The organism is Oxalobacteraceae bacterium OTU3CINTB1 (assembly GCA_024123955.1).
Taxonomy (GTDB): Bacteria; Pseudomonadota; Gammaproteobacteria; order Burkholderiales; family Burkholderiaceae_D; genus Rugamonas.
The window spans coordinates 5,309,543-5,330,004 of sequence record CP099652.1; the positions used below are offsets into that span (position 1 = coordinate 5,309,543).

General features: G+C 65.8%; 16 protein-coding genes. 14 read left to right on the top strand and 2 right to left on the bottom strand.

Annotated features, from left to right (window positions below):
• Positions 1-49 precede the first annotated feature (49 nt).
• Positions 50-1,060, bottom strand: a complete 1,011-nt coding sequence (locus tag NHH73_22925) for a DUF1176 domain-containing protein (protein ID USX25419.1) — start codon at positions 1,058-1,060, stop codon at positions 50-52.
• A gap of 65 nt (positions 1,061-1,125) precedes the next feature.
• On the bottom strand, positions 1,126-1,722 hold the full coding sequence (gene orn, locus NHH73_22930) for an oligoribonuclease (protein ID USX25420.1): 597 nt from the start codon (positions 1,720-1,722) through the stop codon (positions 1,126-1,128).
• Between the two features lie 64 nt (positions 1,723-1,786).
• Between orn and NHH73_22935 the strand changes: the two genes are divergently transcribed.
• The 14 genes from NHH73_22935 (at position 1,787) to NHH73_23000 (ending at position 20,462) form a co-directional block, all read left to right on the top strand.
• Complete coding sequence (locus tag NHH73_22935; GenBank protein ID USX25421.1) at positions 1,787-3,058, top strand: M48 family metallopeptidase; 1,272 nt, start codon at positions 1,787-1,789, stop codon at positions 3,056-3,058.
• Entirely contained in the window at positions 3,055-3,426 is a 372-nt protein-coding gene (locus tag NHH73_22940) for a 4a-hydroxytetrahydrobiopterin dehydratase (protein ID USX25422.1), read from the top strand. Before NHH73_22935 ends, NHH73_22940 begins: the two co-directional genes overlap by 4 nt.
• Positions 3,423-4,337 carry a ribosome small subunit-dependent GTPase A gene (rsgA, locus tag NHH73_22945; GenBank protein ID USX25423.1) on the top strand — a complete coding sequence of 305 codons (915 nt, stop codon included), beginning with the start codon at positions 3,423-3,425 and terminating at the stop codon, positions 4,335-4,337. Before NHH73_22940 ends, rsgA begins: the two co-directional genes overlap by 4 nt.
• Positions 4,338-4,473: 136 nt before the next feature.
• Positions 4,474-7,392, top strand: a complete 2,919-nt coding sequence (locus NHH73_22950; GenBank protein USX25424.1) for an ATP-binding protein — start codon at positions 4,474-4,476, stop codon at positions 7,390-7,392.
• Positions 7,393-7,515: 123 nt separating this feature from the next.
• Positions 7,516-8,442, top strand: a complete 927-nt coding sequence (gene argF, locus NHH73_22955) for an ornithine carbamoyltransferase (protein USX25425.1) — start codon at positions 7,516-7,518, stop codon at positions 8,440-8,442.
• 40 nt (positions 8,443-8,482) lie between these two features.
• Positions 8,483-9,715 (top strand): argininosuccinate synthase, encoded by a 1,233-nt coding sequence (locus NHH73_22960; GenBank protein USX25426.1) that lies wholly within the window; start codon positions 8,483-8,485, stop codon positions 9,713-9,715.
• Between the two features lie 147 nt (positions 9,716-9,862).
• On the top strand, positions 9,863-11,677 hold the full coding sequence (locus tag NHH73_22965; GenBank protein USX25427.1) for a methyl-accepting chemotaxis protein: 1,815 nt from the start codon (positions 9,863-9,865) through the stop codon (positions 11,675-11,677).
• A gap of 42 nt (positions 11,678-11,719) precedes the next feature.
• Positions 11,720-13,534, top strand: coding sequence for a methyl-accepting chemotaxis protein (locus NHH73_22970; GenBank protein USX25428.1), 1,815 nt, complete (start codon positions 11,720-11,722; stop codon positions 13,532-13,534).
• A 15-nt stretch (positions 13,535-13,549) separates the two neighbouring features.
• Positions 13,550-14,011, top strand: a complete 462-nt coding sequence (locus NHH73_22975; GenBank protein USX25429.1) for a chemotaxis protein CheW — start codon at positions 13,550-13,552, stop codon at positions 14,009-14,011.
• A complete protein-coding gene (locus NHH73_22980; GenBank protein ID USX25430.1) occupies positions 14,008-15,258 on the top strand; it encodes a methyltransferase in 1,251 nt (416 codons plus the stop codon). The genes NHH73_22975 and NHH73_22980 overlap by 4 nt, the downstream gene beginning before the upstream one ends.
• Before the next feature lie 12 nt (positions 15,259-15,270).
• The gene (locus NHH73_22985; GenBank protein ID USX25431.1) at positions 15,271-15,966 is read left to right on the top strand and encodes a chemotaxis protein CheW; all 696 of its coding nucleotides are present in this window, start codon (positions 15,271-15,273) and stop codon (positions 15,964-15,966) included.
• On the top strand, positions 15,963-18,314 hold the full coding sequence (locus NHH73_22990; GenBank protein USX25432.1) for a hybrid sensor histidine kinase/response regulator: 2,352 nt from the start codon (positions 15,963-15,965) through the stop codon (positions 18,312-18,314). Before NHH73_22985 ends, NHH73_22990 begins: the two co-directional genes overlap by 4 nt.
• Positions 18,311-19,375, top strand: coding sequence for a chemotaxis-specific protein-glutamate methyltransferase CheB (gene cheB / locus NHH73_22995; GenBank protein ID USX25433.1), 1,065 nt, complete (start codon positions 18,311-18,313; stop codon positions 19,373-19,375). The genes NHH73_22990 and cheB overlap by 4 nt, the downstream gene beginning before the upstream one ends.
• Before the next feature lie 34 nt (positions 19,376-19,409).
• Positions 19,410-20,462, top strand: coding sequence for a diguanylate cyclase (locus tag NHH73_23000; protein USX25434.1), 1,053 nt, complete (start codon positions 19,410-19,412; stop codon positions 20,460-20,462).

A 20,462-nucleotide genomic window follows, 5' to 3' on the forward strand; every position in this document is an offset into this window, starting at 1 on the left:
CATTCGGTTTCATTAACGAACGGTGCGTTCAATCACTTATGGAGCCGCCCTATTTGACCTGCGCGCTCCAGTCGCTCAGCATGTAACCACCCGGCACGCCACGGCACAGGCGCGCCGATGACGCCGACGCCAGCTTGAAGCCTTCCGCCGTCCACAGCCAGGTCGCCTGCATGTTGCAGTCGCCCAGCCCGCGCCCTTTCGCAAAGCTACCCAGCTCGCCCTTGTCGAACGATACATTGAGCAACTCGTTGTCCGGCGCGCCGTCGGCGTCGGTCAACCGCGCCCGCTGGGCCGCGTACGGCGCCTTGTCATTGGCCGTCCAGACTGCAAAGCTGGACTGGTAGGCGCCGCGCCCGCATTCAATCAGCAGCAACACCTTCGACGCCGACAAACGATAAATTTCGCTCTGCGACTCACCGCCGCCAATCAGATCCGGCTGCTCGTCACACCCACCTTTCGGCAACTTCTTGACGATCACCGGCAGCAAGGCCGCGTCCTGCTTGCGCTCCGCCACCGGCGGCAGGCCACGCAGCACCGGCACGGGCACAGCCGGCAATACCGTGCTGGCGGGTTTGGTACCCGGCTTCACCAGTGCAGTCACGGTGCCAACCCGCCCTTGCAAATCGTCCATCTTCAGCAACGCCGCCTTCATGCCCGCCAGAGACAGCCTCCACTTGGTTTTGCCATCGGTGACATCCGCATACCCCGCATCCAGCAGCGCCGGCAGCAACTGGGCAAGCTGCGCCGGTTTCAACTCGGCCTCCGAGGTCAAACCGGGCAAAGCCAGCTTCCCAACCCGCAAGGTCAGCGGGCCGACGGCGGTCTCATCCTGATTGATCGCGGTCAGCTTCGCCGCCACGGCCCCGTTCGGACCGGCCGCACGCCCCAGCCACAACGCCACCGGCGCACTATCGCCCTCATCGGCCTGATACCCGACCGCCTCGCAGGCGCGCGTGTTGTCGCAAGCAACCTCCCAATCCTTGATCGTGAAATGGGCGGCGCTGGCCATCGAGCCGACCAGCGCCAGCGCTGCGGCGACAAAACATTGCAAAATCTTCATGACTTACCTTTCAGACGAAAAAAAACAGGTTCAACCGAACCTGTTCCGATGGACGCGCGCGTCCCTTACAGCTTGATGAAATGCTCGCGGTAGTACTTGAGCTCTTCGATCGATTCGATGATGTCGGCCATGGCCGTGTGCATCTGGTGCTTCTTGAAGCCGGCCACCATCTCCGGCTTCCAGCGTTTGCCCAGCTCTTTCAACGTCGACACGTCGATGTTGCGATAATGGAAATACGCCTCCAGCTTCGGCATGTAGCGCACCATGAATCGGCGGTCCTGGCCGATGGTGTTGCCGCACATCGGCGCTTTGCCCTTCGGTACCCACAGCTTCATGAACTTGATCAGTTCTTCCTCGGCCTGCGCCTCGGTCACGGTCGACGCCTTGACCTTCTCGATCAGGCCGGAGCGGCCGTGCGTGCCCTTGTTCCAGGCGTCCATGCCGTCGAGCACCGCGTCGCTCTGGTGTACCACCATCACCGGGCCCTCGGCCAGCACGTTCAGGTGCATGTCGGTGACGACCACGGCCACTTCGATGATGCGGTCGGTGTCCGGCTCCAGACCGGTCATCTCCATATCGACCCAGACCAGATTCATTTCATTCTGGCGCGGGGTAATCACCGCCGGAGCGGAACCTTCTGGCAAATCGTTAGCTTGTGACATAATTCTCTCTTGGCTCGCGTGAGCCCACGTTAATCCGAATCCGCCATTTTCTCACAGGCATAGAATGTATTCACTCGCGTTTTCGATTTTGTTCGTATCTTTCATCATTTTGACCTTGATCGTGCGCTTCTGGCTGGCCTCGCGCCATATCCGTCATGTGCTGACCCATCGCGGCGCCGTGCCGGCCGAATTCGCCGAGAAGATCCCCCTCGCCGCCCATCAGAAGGCGGCCGATTACACCGTTGCGCGCACCAAGTTCGGCCTGTTCACCTTGTTGATCAACACCTTGGTGCTGGTCGGTTTCACCTTGCTTGGCGGCCTGCAGTGGCTGTCGGTGGAGATCTTTAAACTGACCGGCGGCGGCATGGGCTACCAACTGGCGCTGCTCGCCGCGTTCGCGCTGATCTCGGGCGTCATCGACCTGCCGTTCGACTATTACAAGCAGTTCGGCCTCGAACAGCGTTTCGGTTTCAACAAGATGACGCGCGGCCTGTTCTTCGCCGACATGGTCAAGGGCGCCTTGCTGGGCGCGGCCATCGGCCTGCCGCTGATGTGGGTCATGCTGACCCTGATGGAGAAATCGGGCGACCTGTGGTGGTTCTACGCGTGGCTGGTGTGGAGCGGCTTCCAGTTGCTGATGATGGTGCTGTTCCCGACCGTCATCGCACCGATGTTCAACAAGTTCACGCCGCTGGAAGACCAGTCGCTCAAGTCGCGCATCGAAGGCCTGATGAAGCGCGTCGGCTTCGCCTCGAAGGGCCTGTTCGTGATGGACGGCTCCAAGCGCAGCGCCCACGGCAACGCCTACTTCTCCGGCTTCGGCGCCAACAAGCGCATCGTGTTCTTCGACACCCTGCTCTCGCGCCTGCAACCGCAGGAGATCGAGGCGGTGCTGGCGCACGAGCTGGGCCACTTCAAGCTTAAGCACATCATCAAGCGCATCGTCATGATGTTCGCCATCTCGCTGGGCTTCCTGGCGCTGCTGGGCTACCTGAAGAACCAGGTGTGGTTCTACACCGGCCTCGGCGTCGATCCGCTGCTGCTGCCGGGCCAGAACAACGACGCCATGGTGCTGCTGTTGTTCATGCTGGCGCTGCCGGTGTTCACCTTCTTGTTCAGCCCCCTGACGTCGATCGGCTCGCGCAAGCACGAGTTCGAGGCCGACGCCTTTGCCGCCAAGCACACCGATTCGCGCGACCTGGTGTCGGCGCTGGTCAAGATGTACGAGGACAACGCCTCGACCCTGACGCCGGACCCGCTGCACTCGGCGTTCTACGATTCCCACCCGCCGGCGAGCGTGCGCATCCGGCATCTGAACGCGGCGACCGCAGCATGAACACTTCCCGCACGACGCTCCCCGACCTGCTCGCGGGCCATAGCCGGCCCGCCAAACAGGCGCTGACCGCCGACGAGGCCGCGCGTCTTGCAACGCTCGTGCCCAACTGGTCGCTGGAAGACGGCAAACTGTGCCGCTCCTTCGGCTTTCTCAATTACTATCGCACCATGGCCTTCGTCAATGCGTTGGCCTACCTGAGCCACGCCGAAGACCACCACCCGGAAATGACCGTGACTTACAAAAACTGCACCGTGCGCTACGATACCCATTCGGTCGACGATGGGCGTGGCGGCCTGTCGGACAACGACTTCATCTGCGCGGCCAAGGCCGACGCGCTGTTCGCGCAACTGGCCAAGGCGTCCGCATGAGCCAGCAAGCGCCAACCAAGCTCAAGGCGACAATCATCGCCGCCCACGGTCGCCACTATCTGGCCGAGGCCGGCGGCGTCAAGCTGCAATGCGTCACGCGCGGCAAGAAGACCAACGTCGCCGTCGGCGACATCGTCGATGTCACCATGACCTCGCCCGACCAGGGCGTGATCGACAAGATCGAAGAACGCAAGACCTTGCTGTACCGCTCGGACCAGTACAAATCCAAGCTGCTGGCGGCCAACCTGACGCAGCTGTTCATCGTCGTCGCGACCGAGCCCGGCTTTGCCGACGACCTGGTGTCACGCTCGCTGGTGGCGGCCGAGGCGGCCGGCATCCAGGCCCGCCTGATCCTCAACAAGACCGACGTCACCGAATCGCTGGCGCGCACCCGCGAGCGGCTGCAACCGTACGCCTCGCTGGGCTACCCGGTGCACGAGGTGTCGGCCAAGGCGCACCCGGACGAGGCGCTGGCGGTCCTCAAACCGCTGCTGGCGGGGCAATCGTCGATCCTGATCGGCCAGTCGGGCATGGGCAAGTCCTCGCTGATCAACCTCCTGGTGCCGGACGCCGACATCGCCGTGCGGGAAATTTCCGCCGCGCTCGACACCGGCAAGCACACCACCACCTTCACAAGGCTGTACCAGTTGCCCGAACTGGGTGAGGGTTCGTCCATCATCGATTCGCCCGGTTTCCAGGAGTTCGGCCTGTACCACCTCAGCGAAGGCATGCTCGAACGCGCCTTCGTCGATTTTGCGCCCTACCTTGGACATTGCAAGTATTACAATTGCCGGCACCTGATCGAGCCGCAATGCGCCATCCTGGCGGCGGTCGCCGAGGGCAAGATCACCAAGATGCGCCACACGCTGTACGGCCAACTGTTGCATGAATCGTCGCAAACGCTGTATTAAATAGTACTCTTGCATCATAGGAGCCACCTTTTGCGTGGCCCGCGCACACGGTATCCGGTTTGGCGATTATAATTCTCAAGGGAAATTATACGTGCGTTTCCATCAACACATTTAGATGCGCGGTTCGAGGACATCGATGGACATGTTTGCGCTCGACGACGAAGTATCGCAGTGGGAAACCGCCCTGCCGACCTTGCGCGGGCCGGCCCGCCTGCCGGTGCTGGTGCCGCTGGCCTGGCACCTGCGCCAGCGCGACAGCGCGCGCGCCGTCGCCCTCGCCCGTGAGGGCCTGGATCTGCTGCCGGCCACCGCGCTGGGTCCGCAGGCGCAAACCGTGACGGCGGCCCGGCTGCGGCTGGTGGAAACCGAGGCCGACTGGCTCGAAGGCCGCCTGCCGGAGGCCGAGGCCAAGGCCGCCGCCATCGCCGCGCAATTGCACGCGCAGGGCGACCAGCGCGGCTGCGCCGACACGCACTGGCTGCGCGCCTGGGTCGCCATCGACGGCGGCGACCATCCGGGCGGCATCGCCCATCTCGAACGCATGGCGGCCATCGCCGGCGAGGCCGGCGACACCGAGCGCGTCGCCATCGCCGAAGCGACCATCGCGCGCTGGGCAGTCATCGAGGACATGCGCGCCGCCGAACGGCGATGGGGCACCCACTTCCAGCACTTCCAGCACCATCTGGTGGCCGACGCCGGCGCCACGGTGGAACCGGCCGCGCCGATCGCGCCGATGGAACAAGGCGTGGCCGCGTGGATCGGCGACTTTTTCGGCACCCGCGCCAGCCAGGGCGGCCACTACGGCGCCGCCGCCGGCCACTTCATCCGCGCCTACGAGGCCGCGCGCGCCACCGGCCAGCTGCGCGCGGCCATCACCGCCGCCGTCAACGTCGGCCTCGATTTCGCCATCCTGCACGACCACCACGCCGCGCTCGACTGGCTGCAGCGCGCGCTCGACCTGGCCCGCCCGACCGGCTGGCCGCGCAGCGTCGGCGCCTGCCTGTCGCACACGGCCGACACCATGCGCCGCCTGGGCCGGCTCGACGCCAGCGCCGAACTGCTGGCCGAGGCCCTGTCGGTGCTGGCGCCGCTGCCGGCCGGCCGCAGCTACGCCTCGGCGCTGCACTTCCTGGGCGACCTCTCGCTCGACCGCGCCGACTACGCCGCCGCGCTCGACGCCTTCAGCGGCCTGGAACAACGCGCCGCCGCGCTGCGCCAGGTCGACCTGCACAGCGTGGCCCGCCGCGGCCAGGCCCACGCGCTGTGCTACCTCGACCGTCCGCAGGAGGCGCTGGCCGCCGCCGAGCACGCGATCGAACTGGCCACCGCCCAGGACCACCTGGACAACCACGTCGCCGCGCTGCGGGTGCTGTCGGAAATCCACGCGCGCCACCCGCTGCCGGCCCCGCCCGGCATGACCAAGCCCAACGCCACCCTGCACTACCTGCACCGGGCGCTGGCGGTGGCTTCGCGCATCGACGGCTACACCCTGCCGGGCGACCTGCTCGACGCGCTCGGCGCTCAATACGCCCGCATCGGCGACCACGCCCAGGCCTACGCCTCGGCCTTGGCGGCGGCCGCCGCGCGCGACAAGACCCACGGCCAGGAGGCCACCAACCGCGCCATCGCCATGCAGGTGCACCACCAGACCGAACGCGCCCGCGCCGAGGGCCTGCACCACCGGCTGCTGGCAGCGTCCGAGGCCCACCGCGCCAAGCTGCTGCTGCAAACCACCGCCACGCTCGAGCGGCTGTCGGTGATCGGCCGCGAGATCACCACCCACCTCGACGCCGCCGCCATCTTCGCCGCGCTCAACGCCCACGTGCAGGCGCTGCTGCCGGCCAACACCTTCGCCATCTACCTGTGCGACCCCGGCTTCGACACCCTGAGCCGCGTGTTCGGGGTCGAGAACGGCGCGCCGCTGGCGAGCAACACCATCGCCGTCGACAACCCGCGCGCCAATGCCGCGCGCAGCCTGCGCGAGCGCGTCGAGATCTATGTCGACGACGCCGGCCCGGACGACATCTTCCTGGCACCCGGCACGCAACTGATGTCGTGCGCGCTGTACGTGCCGCTGCTGGTCGGCGAGCGCACCCTGGGCGTGATGACGGTGCAGGCGGCCCGCGCGCGCGCCTACGGCGAGCGCGAACGGCTGATCTTCCGCACCTTGTGCGCCTACGGCGCCATCGCGCTCGACAACGCCCAGGCCTACCGCCAGTTGCAGGACGCGCAGACGCAGCTGGTGTCGCAGCAAAAGCTGGCGGCGCTCGGCGCGCTGATGGCCGGCGTCGCCCATGAACTCAACACGCCGATCGGCAACAGCCTGCTGATCGCCAGCACCTTGCACCAGAAGACCGAGGAGCTGGCCAAACGCCTGGACGGTCCCGGCCTGCGCCGCTCAGACCTGTCCACCTATCTGGGGGACGCCGTCGCCGCGCACGCGCTGGTCATGCGCGGGCTCACCAGCGCGGCCGACCTGGTCAACAGCTTCAAGCAGGTGGCGGTCGACCGCACCACCGAGCAGCGCCGCCGCTTCGACCTGCAGCAGGTGGCCACCGAGGTGATCGCCACGATGATGAACCGGGTGCGCGCCAGCGGCCACCGCATCGACGTCGAGGTGCCGGCCGACATCGCCATGGACAGCTATCCCGGTCCGCTGGGCCAGGTCATCGCCAACTTCATCAACAACGCCCTGCTGCACGCGTTCGGCGGCGCCGACGCATCTGGCGGCAACGGCGACGGCGCCGGCGGCGGGCGCATGTGGCTGCGCGCGGCCGCGCCGGCCGACGGCAAGGTGACGCTGGTGTTCGGCGACGACGGCGCCGGCATCGCGCCGGAGCACATGTCGCGCATCTTCGATCCCTTCTTCACCACCAAGCTGGGCCAGGGCGGCAGCGGGCTCGGATTGTCGATCAGTTACAATATTGTCACGTCGGTGCTGGGCGGGCAGATCACGGTCCACAGCGCGCCCGGCGGCACCACGTTCACCCTGGAGCTGCCGCTGACCGCGCCGGCGCCGGCCCCCGGGGCGGCCGCGGCGCGGATCTACCATTAAATTCGCCCCCGCCGACAGCACAATCTGCGGCAATTCGCCCCTTTGGCCGAATTGCCTTTATAATTGTTCGGCTCAGCCGGCCGCGCATCCAGTCACGGGCCAGTTCACCTGTCAGTTGTCATTATGCCTATCCAAAAACCGATCAAGCATTACCTGCAGTTTTCCGACTTCACGTTGGCCGAATACGAATACGTCATCGAGCGCGCGCACCTGATCAAGCGAAAGTTCAAAAACTACGAGATTTACCACCCGCTGATCGACCGCACGCTGGTCATGGTGTTCGAGAAGAACTCCACCCGCACCCGCCTGTCGTTCGAGGCCGGCATGCACCAGCTGGGCGGCGCCGCCATCTACCTGAACACGCGCGACTCGCAGCTGGGACGCGGCGAGCCGGTGGAAGACGCCGGCCAGGTGATGAGCCGCATGTGCGACATCATCATGGTGCGCACCTTCGGCCAGGACATCATCGAGCGCTTCGCCGCCCATTCGCGCGTGCCGGTGATTAACGGCCTGACCAACGAACACCACCCGTGCCAGGTGTTCGCCGACATCTTCACCTTCTACGAGCACCGCGGCCCGATCGCCGGCAAGACCGTGGCCTGGATCGGCGACGCCAACAACATGCTGTATTCGTGGCTGCAGGCGGCCGAAGTGTTCGGCTTCCACGTCAACGTCTCCACGCCCAAGGGCTACGACATGGACATGTCGCTGGTGTCGACCGACCGCTACACCTTCTTCGCCAACCCGGCCGACGCCTGCGAGGGCGCGCACCTGGTCAACACCGACGTGTGGACCAGCATGGGCTACGAAGAGGAAAACGCCGCCCGCATCAAAGCCTTCGACGGCTGGATCGTCGACGGCGCCAAGATGGCGCGCGCCGCGCCGGACGCGCTGTTCATGCACTGCCTGCCCGCCCACCGCGGCGAGGAAGTGGCGGCCGAAGTCATCGACGGCCCGCAGTCGGTGGTCTGGGACGAGGCGGAAAACCGCCTGCACATCCAGAAGGCGCTGATCGAATACCTGCTGCTCGGCCGCCTCGACGCGCAGTGATCTTCATATAAAAATACATTTCACCTCCATTGGAACTAGCATGAGCGATATTAAAAAAGTAGTCCTCGCCTACTCGGGCGGCCTCGATACCTCCGTCATCCTCAAATGGCTGCAGGATAACTACCAGTGCGAAATCGTCACCTTCACCGCCGACCTGGGTCAGGGCGAAGAGCTGGAGCCGGCGCGCGCCAAGGCGATCAAGTTCGGCATCAAGCCGGAGAACATCTACATCGACGACGTGCGCGAAGAGTTCGTGCGCGACTTCGTGTTCCCGATGTTCCGCGCCAATACGGTGTATGAAGGCGAGTACCTGCTGGGCACCTCGATCGCGCGTCCGCTGATCGCCAAGCGCCTGATCGAAATCGCCAACGAGACCGGCGCCGACGCCATCTCGCACGGCGCCACCGGCAAGGGCAACGACCAGGTGCGCTTCGAACTGGGCGCCTACGCGCTCAAACCGGGCGTCAAAGTGATCGCCCCATGGCGCGAGTGGGACCTGCTGTCGCGCGAAAAACTGCTGAAGTACGCCGAAGACGCGGGTATCGCCATCGACATGAAGCACAAGAACGGCGGCGCGCCGTACTCGATGGACGCCAACCTGCTGCACATCTCCTTCGAAGGCCGCCATCTGGAAAACCCGAGCGCCGAAGCCGAGGAAAGCATGTGGCGCTGGAGCGTGAGCCCGGAGAACGCGCCCGACCAGGCCGAGTACCTGGACCTGGAATACGAGCGTGGCGACATCGTCGCCGTCAACGGCGTGCGCATGTCGCCGGCCACCGTGCTGACGGAATTGAACCGCCTGGGCGGCAAGCATGGCATCGGCCGTCTGGACCTGGTGGAAAACCGCTACGTCGGCATGAAGTCGCGCGGCTGCTATGAAACCCCGGGCGGCACCATCATGCTCAAGGGCCACCGCGCCATCGAGTCGATCACCCTGGACCGCGAAGTGGCCCACTTGAAGGACGATCTGATGCCGCGCTACGCGTCGATGATCTACAACGGCTACTGGTGGGCGCCGGAGCGCGTCGCGCTGCAAACCCTGATCGACCACACGCAGGCGACCGTCAACGGCTGGGTGAGGATCAAGCTTTACAAGGGCAACGTGATCGTCGTCTCGCGCGATTCGAAGACCGACTCCCTGTTTGATATGAACATCGCCACCTTCGACGAAGACGGCGGCGCCTACAACCAGGCCGACGCGGGCGGCTTCATCAAACTGAACGCGCTGCGCATGCGCATCGCCGCCAACGCGCGCCTCAAGCGCGGACAGTAAAAAGTCAACCAGCAGGCCGGCGCGCAGCTTATACGCCACGCTTGATGACGAAACGGGCCGCTGAATCAGCGGCCCGTTTTTTTTGTCCTCCACAAAGGGCGGCAAGATGATACATTGCTCCCACCGCATCATCGTAGTGGAGCATGCATGTTAAAAGACCTCGGTATCAAGACAAAACTCGCCATCGGCTTCGGCGCCATCGTCGCCGTCATTCTGGTGCTGCTGCTGGTGGCGTTCACCAATTTCATCAAACTGTCCACCGCGGGCGACTGGGACCGCCACACGCAGGAGGTGCTGATCGAGGTAGCCGCTATCGACAACGCGCTGCTGCAGGTGCAAAGCGCCAATCGAGGCTTCATGCTGACCGGCGTCGAAACCATCGCCGCGCCGATCACCGCCGCCGACGCGCTGGCGCGCAAGCAGATGGACAAGGTCGCCCTGCTCACGCGCGACAATCCGGCGCAGCAGGCGCGCATGGCCAAACTACGGCCGCTGTTCGACAACTGGATGCACAACGTCATCGAGCCGCTGGTGGCCAGGCGGCGCGCGCTGAACAAGACGGTCGGCATGTCGATGCAGGCGGCGTCGATCGCCGACATCCAGGGCGGGACCGCCACCATGATCGCCATGCGCCAACTGATCCGCGACATGTCGGCCGAGGAGACGCGCCTGCTGGCGCTGCGCTCGAACGCGTCGAACGAGCTGCAGCAAACCATGCGCCTGCTGCTGACGATAGGCGGCGCCGCCTGCGTGCTGCTGGCCGTCGTCGTCGGCGTGGTCCTGACGCGCGCGCTGCTAACGCCGCTGAACAACCTGACCCACGCGGTCGGGCGCATCGCCGGCGGCGACCAGTCGGCGCGCGCGCCGGTGCTGTCGGCCGATGAACTGGGCAAGGTCACCGTCGAATTCAACCGCATGGCGCAGGCCATCCAGGACAGCCAGGCCAACGAGCTGGCGGCCACCAACCTGCTCAAGTCCAAGGTCGATTCGCTGCTCGGCGTGGTGTCGAAGGCCGCCTCGGGCGATCTGACCGGCAGGATCGAGGTGACCGGCGCCGACGCCATCGGACAGTTGGGCCATGGGCTCGACCGCATGTTCGACAACCTGCGCGGCCTGCTCAACAACGTGCAGCGGGCCGGCATCCAGGTCACCACCTCGGCCACCGAAATCGCCGCCTCGGCCAAGCAGCAGGAGGCCACCGGCATCGAGCAGGCGCAGACCAGCGTCGAGATCCTCAGCACCACCAAGCAGATCTCGGCCAACACGGCCGAACTGCTCAGGACAATGGAGGACGCCACCGCCGTCGCCGACTACACCACCAGCGCCACCGCCGAGGCCCAAAACAACCTGCAACGCATGGACGGCACCATGCAGCACATGGTCGCGGCCACCGATTCGATCAACGCCAAGCTGGCCGCGCTGTCGGAGAAGGCATCCAACATCAACAGCGTTTTGATCACCATTACCAAGGTTGCCGACCAGACCAACATCCTGTCGCTCAACGCCGCTATCGAGGCCGAGAAGGCCGGCGACGCCGGCCGCGGCTTCTCGGTCGTGGCCACCGAAATACGCCGCCTGGCCGACCAGACGTCGGTGTCGACCTGGGACATCGAACAAATGCTCAAGGAGATGCAGTCGGCCGTTTCGGCCAGCGTGATGGGCATGGACAAATTCTCCGAGGAGATCCGCCGCAGCGTCGGCGAGGTGCGCCAGGTGACCGACCAGCTCTCCGGCGTGATGGACCAGGTGCAGAAACTGGCGCCGCAGTTCGACGCCGTGCTGCAAGGGATGCAATCGCAGGCGGTCGGCGCGCAGCAGATTTCCGAGACGATGATGCAGCTGAACGACGCCACCCAGCAGACGGTCGAATCGCTCAAGTCCACCAGCGAGGCGGTGCACCAGTTGCAGTACGCCGCCGGCGATCTGCAAACGAGTGTCGCCAACTTTGCCGTAGCGGCCTAAGCGTGGGACAATGCCGCGACCAACGCGGCCATCGGAGAAAACATGTTGAAGCACGCAAGCATCAAGACCAAACTGTATCTGGGCTTCGGCGCCATCCTGGCCATCATCCTGCTGCTGCTGACGATCGCCTACAACCGGTTTAACAGCCTGTCGGAAGCCAACGGGTGGGACCGGCATTCGATGGAGGTGATCCAGGCCATCGACAACTTGCGCAACGACCTGCTGCAGGTGCAGGTGGAGGCGCGCGGCTACTACCTGACCGGCGCGCCGGTGCGGCTCGAACGGGCGCGCAAGGAGCTGCTCGACATCCCAGCCTCGGTCCGGCAACTGCAAAAGCTGGTGGCCGACAACCCGGAGCAGCTGGCGCGCTTCAAACAACTCGAATCGATGACCGATGGCTGGGCCAGGGACGTCATCGCCTCGCAACTGGCGATGCGCGAGCAGATGGGCGACAAGCCCGGCGCCGCCGACGCCATGGGGCGCACACCGCAACTGGCCGGCACCAATTCGGTCATCGGCGGCATCTACAAATTCATGAACGATGCGACCGCCGAGGAAAATCGGCTGCTGGCCGAGCGCACCGCCGCCGCCGAGAGCCTGCAGGCGAGCATGCGGCTGGTGCTGTCGGCCGGCGGCGTGGTCTGCGTGGCGCTGGCCGCGCTGGTGGCCTGGCTGCTGGTGCGCACGCTCACAGCACCGATCAACAACCTGACCCACGCGGTCGGGCGCATCGCCGCCGGCGACCAGTCGGCGCGCGCGCCGGTGCTGTCGGCCGATGAACTGGGCAAGGTCACCGTCGAATTCAACCGCATGGCGCAGTCGATCCAGGACAGCCAGGCCAACGAGCTGGCCGCCACCAACCTGCTCAAGTCCAAGGTCGACTCGCTGCTCGGCGTGGTGTCGAAGGCCGCCTCGGGCGACCTGACCGGCCGCATCGAGATCACCGGCGCCGACGCCATCGGCCAGTTGGGCCATGGGCTCGACCGCATGTTCGATAACCTGCGCGGACTGCTCAACAACGTGCAGAAGGCCGGCATCCAGGTCACCACCTCGGCCACCGAGATCGCCGCCTCGGCCAAGCAGCAGGAGGCGACCGGCATCGAACAGGCGCAGACCAGCGTCGAGATCCTCAGCACCACCAAGGAGATCTCGGCCAACACCATCCAGCTGCTCAAGACGATGGAGGACGCCACCGCCGTCGCCGACTACACCACCAGCGCCACCGCCGAGGCGCAAAACAACCTGCAACGCATGGACGGCACCATGCAGCACATGGTCGCGGCCACCGATTCGATCAACGCCAAGCTGGCCGCGCTGTCGGAAAAGGCGTCCAACATCAACAGCGTTTTGATCACCATCACCAAGGTTGCCGACCAGACCAACATCCTGTCGCTCAACGCCGCCATCGAGGCCGAGAAGGCCGGCGACGCCGGCCGCGGCTTCTCGGTCGTGGCCACCGAAATACGCCGCCTGGCCGACCAGACGTCGGTGTCGACCTGGGACATCGAACAAATGCTCAAGGAGATGCAGTCGGCCGTTTCGGCCAGCGTGATGGGCATGGACAAATTCTCCGAGGAGATCCGCCGCAGCGTCGGCGAGGTGCGTCAGGTGACCGACCAGCTCTCCGGCGTGATGGACCAGGTGCAGAAACTGGCGCCGCAGTTCGACGCCGTGCTGCAGGGGATGCAATCGCAGGCGGTCGGCGCGCAGCAGATCTCCGAGACGATGATGCAGCTGAACGACGCCACCCAGCAGACGGTCGAATCGCTCAAGGCCACCAGCGAGGCGGTGCACCAGTTGCAGTACGCGGCCGGCGACCTGCAAACGAGCGTGGCCAACTTCGCCGTCGCGGTCTAGGAACGGGCGGGCGCGATGAAACTGCTCGTCTTCCACATCGGCGCCGACCGCTATGGCCTGCGCCTGCGCGACGTGGTGCGCGTGGTGCCGCTGCTCGAGCTCAAACACCTGCCGCTGGCGCCCGACGCCGTGGCCGGCCTGATGGATTACCACGGCCAGTCGGTGCCGGTGATCGATTTATGCCGCATCAGCGGCCTGCCCGCCGGCGCGGATTATTTCGACACCCGCATCATCGTGGTCGACTACCACACGCCGGAGGGAGGCAGCCATCCGCTTGGCCTGCGCGCCGAGCGCGTGCTGGGCGTACAGGAAGTCGGTGAGGCGCGCCTGACCGACAGCGGCGTGCTGGCCGCGCCGTTCCTCGGCCAGGTGGCCGGCGATGCCGACGGCATGCTACAACTGGTCGAACTGGAGCAGCTGCTGCCCGCATCGCTGCGCGCCATGCTGTTCCAGACTGCGGCGGACCCTCTGCCATGACCCCGGGCCAAACCATGCTGCACGCCGCGACCGGCTTGAGCCTGTCCAAGGCCGTGGTCGACCGCGCCATCCGCCAGCGGGTGGAGGTGACCGGCGCGCGCGACGCCGGCGCCTACCTGGAGGACATCGCGCCGGCGGAACTGGAGGCGCTGGTGGAGCTGGTGGTGGTGCCGGAATCGTGGTTCTACCGCGACCAGCAAGCCTTCCATGCGGCGGCAGACTACCTCTCCACGCGGCTGGCATCCACGCCGGAGCGCATGCTGCGCATCCTGACGGTGCCGTGCGCAGGCGGCGAGGAACCCTACACGATGGCGATGGTGCTGTCGGATGCCGGTATCGCGCCCGACCGCTTCATCATCGACGCCGTCGACATCAGCAAGGGCTGCATCGAGCGCGCCAGGACCGGCCTGTATGGCCGCAACGCCTTCCGCAACCAGGACCTGGGCTTCCGCGAGCGCCATTTCACAGCCTGCGAGGGCGACGAGTTCCGCATCAACGACGATATCCGCAAACAGGTGCGCTTCAAGCAAGGCAACATACTGGAAGCGGACCTGGACGCACGCACCGGCTCCTACGACGTGATCTTCTGCCGCAACCTGCTGATCTACTTCGACAAGCCGACCACCAAAGCGGCCATCGCCAAGCTCGATCAGCTGCTGCGGCGCGACGGCCTGCTGTTCGTCGGCTATGCGGAAGTGCCGTCGCTGTGCCAGAACGGCTTTGCGCCGCTGCCCTACGCACAGGCTTTCGGCTTGACCAGGGAAGCGGAGGTTGAGCGGCGCAAGGTGGCGCGCCCGGCGATGCCGCCTCCACCCCGGCCGACGCCGCGCTCCGCGCCGGCGGCCGTGTCGACGCCAGCGCGCCCGCCGACGCCCCCGCCCTCTTCCGCGCGCCTCCCGAGCGCCGCGCCGGCCGCCACGGCGGCGCCGAAGGTCGATCTGCTGGCCGACGCGCGCCGCCTGGCCGACCTGGGTCAACTCAAGGAAGCCGAGGGCAAGTGCCGCGATTATCTGGCGCAAGTGCCCGATTCTGCCGAGGCGTATTTCATACTGGGACTGCTCAACGAATTGACCAAGAAGCTGCAGCTGGCCGAAGACTACTGGAAGCGTTGCATCTATCTGCAGCCGGACCACTACGAAGCGCTATGCCATCTGGCCCTGCTGGCCGAAACCAAAAGCGACACGGCCACCGCCGCCGCGCTGAAGGCACGCGCGGCGCGCATCTACAAACGCCAGCAGGCATCATAAGGGCGTCCACACATGACGATCACCATCCAACCCACCACGCCCGCCCCGCCGGTCGCCATAGAAGACTGCTGGAACCGCATCGGCGTGGTCGGCGACCAGAGTTGCGGAAAGCTGGAGCAGTACGTCCACTGCCGCAATTGCGACGTCTACGCCAGCGCCGCGCAGCGCAACCTGCAACGGCTCGTCGGCGACGACTACAAAAAAGACTGGGCCACGCACTTCCGCCAAGCCGCCAGCGACACGCAAGCGCTGGACGCGTCGTGCCTGGTGTTCCGCGTCGGCCGCGAATGGTTGTCGTTGCCGACCAAATTGTTCGTCTCGGTGGCGCCGCAGGCGAAGCCGCACCGGCTGCCGCACCGCGCCGCGCGGGGACTGATCGGCATCGTCAACGTCGGCGGCACGCTGCATCCCTGCATGTCGCTGGCGGCGCTGCTGGGCATCGACGACAGCGAAGGCGAGGCCGCGACCCATCGCCACACCTTCGCGCGCCTGCTGTTGATCCGCTGGGAGGACCAGTCGTACGCGCTGCCGGTCGCCGACCTGCACGGCATCATGCGCTACGCCTCCGCCACCGTGCAGGCGCCGGCCGCCACCATCAACAAGGGCCTGAGCCGCTTCCTGTCCGGCGTGCTGTCGCATCAGGACATGCATATCGGGATGCTCGATGCGGCCCTGATCGGCTACCAGCTTGCGAGGACGCTGCGATGAGCCAGGATAACAACGGAGACCTGAGCCAGTTCTCCATGATGGACCTGTTCCGCATGGAGGCGGACAGCCAGACCCAGATCCTGACCGACGGCCTGCTGGCCATGGAGCGCCTGAAGGACGCCGGCACGGTCGAATCGATGATGCGCGCCGCCCACTCGATCAAGGGCGCCGCCGCCATCGTCGGCCTGGAAGTGGTGGTGCAGCTTGCGCACCGCATGGAGGACGCCTTCGTCGCCGCCCAACACGGCAAGCTGGCCCTGACGCCCAACCGGGTCGACGTGCTGCTGGCCGGCGTCGACCTCATATTGCAGCTGTCACGCCTCCAGGACAGCGGCCTTGACCCCTGGCTGGCCGCCAACGCCGCCCACGTCACGAGCACGCTCGACGCCATCACCACCATCGCCTTCCTTCCCGAGCCGGTCAACCTGCAAATGGAGGCGGGCCTGCTGCCGCCCATCTCGGCGCCGGTGACGACGGCGCCGTACTTCCCGCCCGGCGAGCTGCCGGTGGCGGCGTTCCCGCCCGCTCCGGCGCCCGTCCCCGCCACGCTTCCGGCACAGGTTTCCGCGCCACCGCCGGACGAGCCGCCCGCCGCGCCGGCCGCGCGCCCGCACGCCGCGCCCAAGGCGGCCCAAAACTTCGACAAGCTGCTCTCGCTGGCCAGCGAGTCGCGCATCAACGCGCACCAGATGCATCCGTTCGTGCAGAGCATGCAGCGCTTCAAGCGCAACCAAAGCAGTCTTTTTTCCGTCATCGAGCAGCTGCACGAGGCGATCTCCAACAGCACCGACGCCAAGCTGAAGGAACAGTCGCTGGTGGCGCTGCAAAAGACCCATCCGCTCAAGCAGTTCGTGCTCGAGCACATCGCCGACATCGAAGCCTACGAGCGCCGCCTGCTGGCCGTCTCGCAAGGGATGGTGGACGAGGTGCTGACCATGCGCATGCGGCCGTTCCGCGACGGCGTGCAGTCCTTCCCGCGCATGGTGCGCGATCTGGCGCGTACCTTGGGCAAAGATGTGCGGCTGGAGATCGTCGGCGAGGACACGCTGGTCGACCGCGACATCCTGGCCAGGATCGAAAGTCCGCTCAACCACATGCTGCGCAACGCCATCGACCACGGCATGGACACGGCGTCGGCGCGCATCGCGGCCGGCAAGCCGGGCACCGGCACCATCATGCTGGAGGCGAAGCACCGCGCCGGCATGCTCAGTATCGAGATCAGCGACGACGGCCGTGGCGTCGACCTGGAAAAAATCCGCCGCCGGGTGATCGAGCGCAAGATGGCCAGTGCGCAGATGGCCGGCTCGCTGTCGTCGGCCGAGCTGCTGGAATTCCTGTTCCTGCCGGCCTTCAGCCTGAAGGAAAGCACCACCGAGATTTCCGGGCGCGGCGTGGGCCTCGACATCGTCCACGAAACCATCCGTTCGCAAAACGGCACCGTGCGCATCGAATCGGAGCTCGGTGTCGGCTTCCGCACCTGCATCACGCTGCCGTTGACGCAGTCGATCGTGCGGGCGCTGGTGGTCGACGTCAAGGGCGAAGCCTACGCCATGCCGATCGCCCAGGTCGAACGGGTGGTCAAGATACCGCAATCGGCCATCCACACGCTGGAGAACAAGCAGTTCTTCGACTACGGCGGCGAGCATCTGGGCCTGGTCTCGGCCTCGCAGGTGCTGGAACTGGGCGACACCGACGCCGGCAGCGGCGAGTTGGCGGTGGTTGTCATCGGCACCGGCGCGCGCCGCTATGCGCTGGTGGTCGACACCATCCGCGGCGAACAAAGCCTGGCGGTGCAAAGCATCGATCCGATCTTCGGCAAGATGCGCGACATCTCGGCCGCCGCCCTGCTCGACGACGGCGAGCCGGTGCTGATACTGGACGTGCCGGACCTGCTGCTGTCGATCGACAAACTGCTGCACGAGGGCGGCCTGCATCAATTGACCAAGTCCGACCACGCCGAACGGCGCAAGACCAAGCGCATCCTGGTGGTCGACGATTCGCTGACGGTGCGCGAAATGGAGCGCAAACTGCTGCTTGGCAGGGGCTTCCAGGTCGACATCGCGATCGACGGCATCGACGGCTGGAACGTGGTGCGCAGCGGCGACTACGACCTGGTGATCACCGACGTCGACATGCCGCGCATGGACGGTATCGAACTTGTCACGCTTATTAAGAAGGACATTCACCTCCATAAGCTGCCAGTCATGATAGTCTCCTATAAAGACAGACCCGAAGACCGGGCGCGCGGGCTTTCGGCCGGCGCAGACTACTACCTGACCAAGGGCAGCTTCCACGACGAGACGCTGCTTGACGCGGTCAGCGATTTGATTGGAGACGCCAGTAGATGAAGATCGCCATCGCCAACGATGTCGCCATGGCAGCGGAAGCGCTGCGGCGCGTGGTGGCCAGCACCGCCGAACACCAGGTGCTGTGGATCGCCCGCACCGGCGCGGAGGCGGTGCGCATGTGCGCCGACAACCGGCCCGACCTGATCCTGATGGATTTGAACATGCCGGAGCTGGACGGCGTCGAGGCCACTCGGCAGATCATGGAACACAGCCCGTGCGCGATCCTGGTGGTGACCGGCCGCCCGCAGGACAACGTCAACCAGGTGTTCCGCGCGCTCGGCGCCGGCGCGCTGGACGTGACGGCGACGCCGGTGTTGCAGGGCCAGCCCGGCGGCGACAGCGAATTACTGGCCAAGATCCGCACCATGGACAAGCTGATACGCCATAGCGGCGGCACCCAGGCGATGGCGCCGCGAACCTCGCCGAACGGCGCGGCCAATGGCCAGGCCCAGGGCTGGCACCACAGCGCCGACGGTCCGGGCGTGCCGGTGCAGGTGACGTCGCTGCTGGCGATCGGCGCCTCGACCGGCGGCCCGATGGCCGTCTCCAAGCTGCTGGCCGGCTGGACGCCGCCGCGCGGCTGCGCCATCGTGGTGGTGCAGCACATCGACCAGCACTTCGCCGACAACTTCGCGCGCTGGCTCGGCGAGCAGCTCGACATGCCGGTGCGCGCAGCCGAGGAAGGCGACGAACTGGCCGCCGGCACCGTCCTTATCGCCAAGAGTAACGATCACTTAACGCTGGATCAAAATTATCGGTTACGGTACGATGCCAATCCGAAGGAGTACGCCTACCGGCCGTCGGTCGACGTGTTTTTCCATTGCGTCGCCCAGCATTGGAAGGGCGAGGCGATCGGCGTGCTGCTGACCGGCATGGGCCGCGACGGCGCCGAGGGCCTGCTGGCCATGCGCCGCGCCGGCCACACCACGATCGCGCAGGACCAGGCCAGCAGCGCCGTCTACGGCATGCCGCGCGCCGCCGCCGAACTGGATGCGGCGCAGATGGTTTTACCGCTGACGAAGATCGGCCCCGTTTTACGCAGCACCCTGGGCAGCCGCTGATCCGCACCGGCGCCGACACTTAAAGAGAACACCGATGTCAGAAGCAAACGCATTCGCAGCAGATCCAGAAGCGGCGCTTACCGCCTTCAAAGTGCGGGTACTCCTGGTGGACGACCAGTTGATCATCGTCGAAGCGGTGCGCCGCATGCTCAGCGACCAGCCGGATATCGAGTTCCATTACACGACCGACGCCGGACAGGCGTTGCAGACAGCCCTGCAGCTGCAACCGACGGTGATCCTGCAGGACCTGGTGATGCCGACCATTGACGGTTTCGGCTTGATCAAGATCTACCGCGACGAGGAAGCGCTGCGCCATGTGCCGGTGATCGTGCTGTCGGCAAAGGAAGACCCCAAGCTCAAGGCGCACAGCTTCTCCATGGGCGCCAACGACTACATGGTCAAGCTGCCAGACAAGCTGGAGCTGCTGGCCCGCGTGCGCTACCACTCCGGCGCGCATATCAGCCGCCTGCAGCGCGACCAGGCGTTCCGCTTCCTGCGCGAGAGCCAGAAGAACCTCGCCGACGCCAACATCGAGCTGCAAAAGCTGGCCGCGCTCGACGCGCTGACCGGCATCGCCAACCGGCGCCGCTTCGACGAGACCATGGCGGTCGAATGGCAGCGCGCGCAGCGCGACAAGAAGCCACTGACCCTGCTGCTGTGCGACGTGGATTTCTTCAAACTTTACAACGACAGCTTCGGCCACTTGGCGGGCGATTTGTGCCTGAAGAAGGTGGCGGCCGTCCTGACCGAACATTTGAAGCGCCCCGCCGATCTGGCGGCGCGCTACGGCGGCGAGGAATTCGTCATTATCCTGCCTGAGACACCGCTGACCGGGGCACTGATCGTGGCCGAGTCATGCCGCCGCCACCTGGAACACCTGGCCATCGAGAACCCCCAGGCGACCACCGAGCTGTCATCGGTGACGATGTCGATCGGCGTGGCAAGCGTGATACCTTCGCCGCAGTCGAGTATCGAGGATCTGATCGAGATGGCCGACCAGGCGCTGTACGCCGCGAAGAACGCAGGCCGCAACCGCGTCATGAGCGCGGACGAACTGCCCGGCGCCACCACCCCATCATCCCAATAA

Coding starts and splice junctions, on each gene's coding strand:
- NHH73_22925 (USX25419.1), bottom strand. CDS start 1,060: ATGAAGATTTTGCAATGTTTTGTCGCCGCAGCGCTGGCGCTGGTCGGC.
- orn (USX25420.1), bottom strand. CDS start 1,722: ATGTCACAAGCTAACGATTTGCCAGAAGGTTCCGCTCCGGCGGTGATT.
- NHH73_22935 (USX25421.1), top strand. CDS start 1,787: ATGTATTCACTCGCGTTTTCGATTTTGTTCGTATCTTTCATCATTTTG.
- NHH73_22940 (USX25422.1), top strand. CDS start 3,055: ATGAACACTTCCCGCACGACGCTCCCCGACCTGCTCGCGGGCCATAGC.
- rsgA (USX25423.1), top strand. CDS start 3,423: ATGAGCCAGCAAGCGCCAACCAAGCTCAAGGCGACAATCATCGCCGCC.
- NHH73_22950 (USX25424.1), top strand. CDS start 4,474: ATGGACATGTTTGCGCTCGACGACGAAGTATCGCAGTGGGAAACCGCC.
- argF (USX25425.1), top strand. CDS start 7,516: ATGCCTATCCAAAAACCGATCAAGCATTACCTGCAGTTTTCCGACTTC.
- NHH73_22960 (USX25426.1), top strand. CDS start 8,483: ATGAGCGATATTAAAAAAGTAGTCCTCGCCTACTCGGGCGGCCTCGAT.
- NHH73_22965 (USX25427.1), top strand. CDS start 9,863: ATGTTAAAAGACCTCGGTATCAAGACAAAACTCGCCATCGGCTTCGGC.
- NHH73_22970 (USX25428.1), top strand. CDS start 11,720: ATGTTGAAGCACGCAAGCATCAAGACCAAACTGTATCTGGGCTTCGGC.
- NHH73_22975 (USX25429.1), top strand. CDS start 13,550: ATGAAACTGCTCGTCTTCCACATCGGCGCCGACCGCTATGGCCTGCGC.
- NHH73_22980 (USX25430.1), top strand. CDS start 14,008: ATGACCCCGGGCCAAACCATGCTGCACGCCGCGACCGGCTTGAGCCTG.
- NHH73_22985 (USX25431.1), top strand. CDS start 15,271: ATGACGATCACCATCCAACCCACCACGCCCGCCCCGCCGGTCGCCATA.
- NHH73_22990 (USX25432.1), top strand. CDS start 15,963: ATGAGCCAGGATAACAACGGAGACCTGAGCCAGTTCTCCATGATGGAC.
- cheB (USX25433.1), top strand. CDS start 18,311: ATGAAGATCGCCATCGCCAACGATGTCGCCATGGCAGCGGAAGCGCTG.
- NHH73_23000 (USX25434.1), top strand. CDS start 19,410: ATGTCAGAAGCAAACGCATTCGCAGCAGATCCAGAAGCGGCGCTTACC.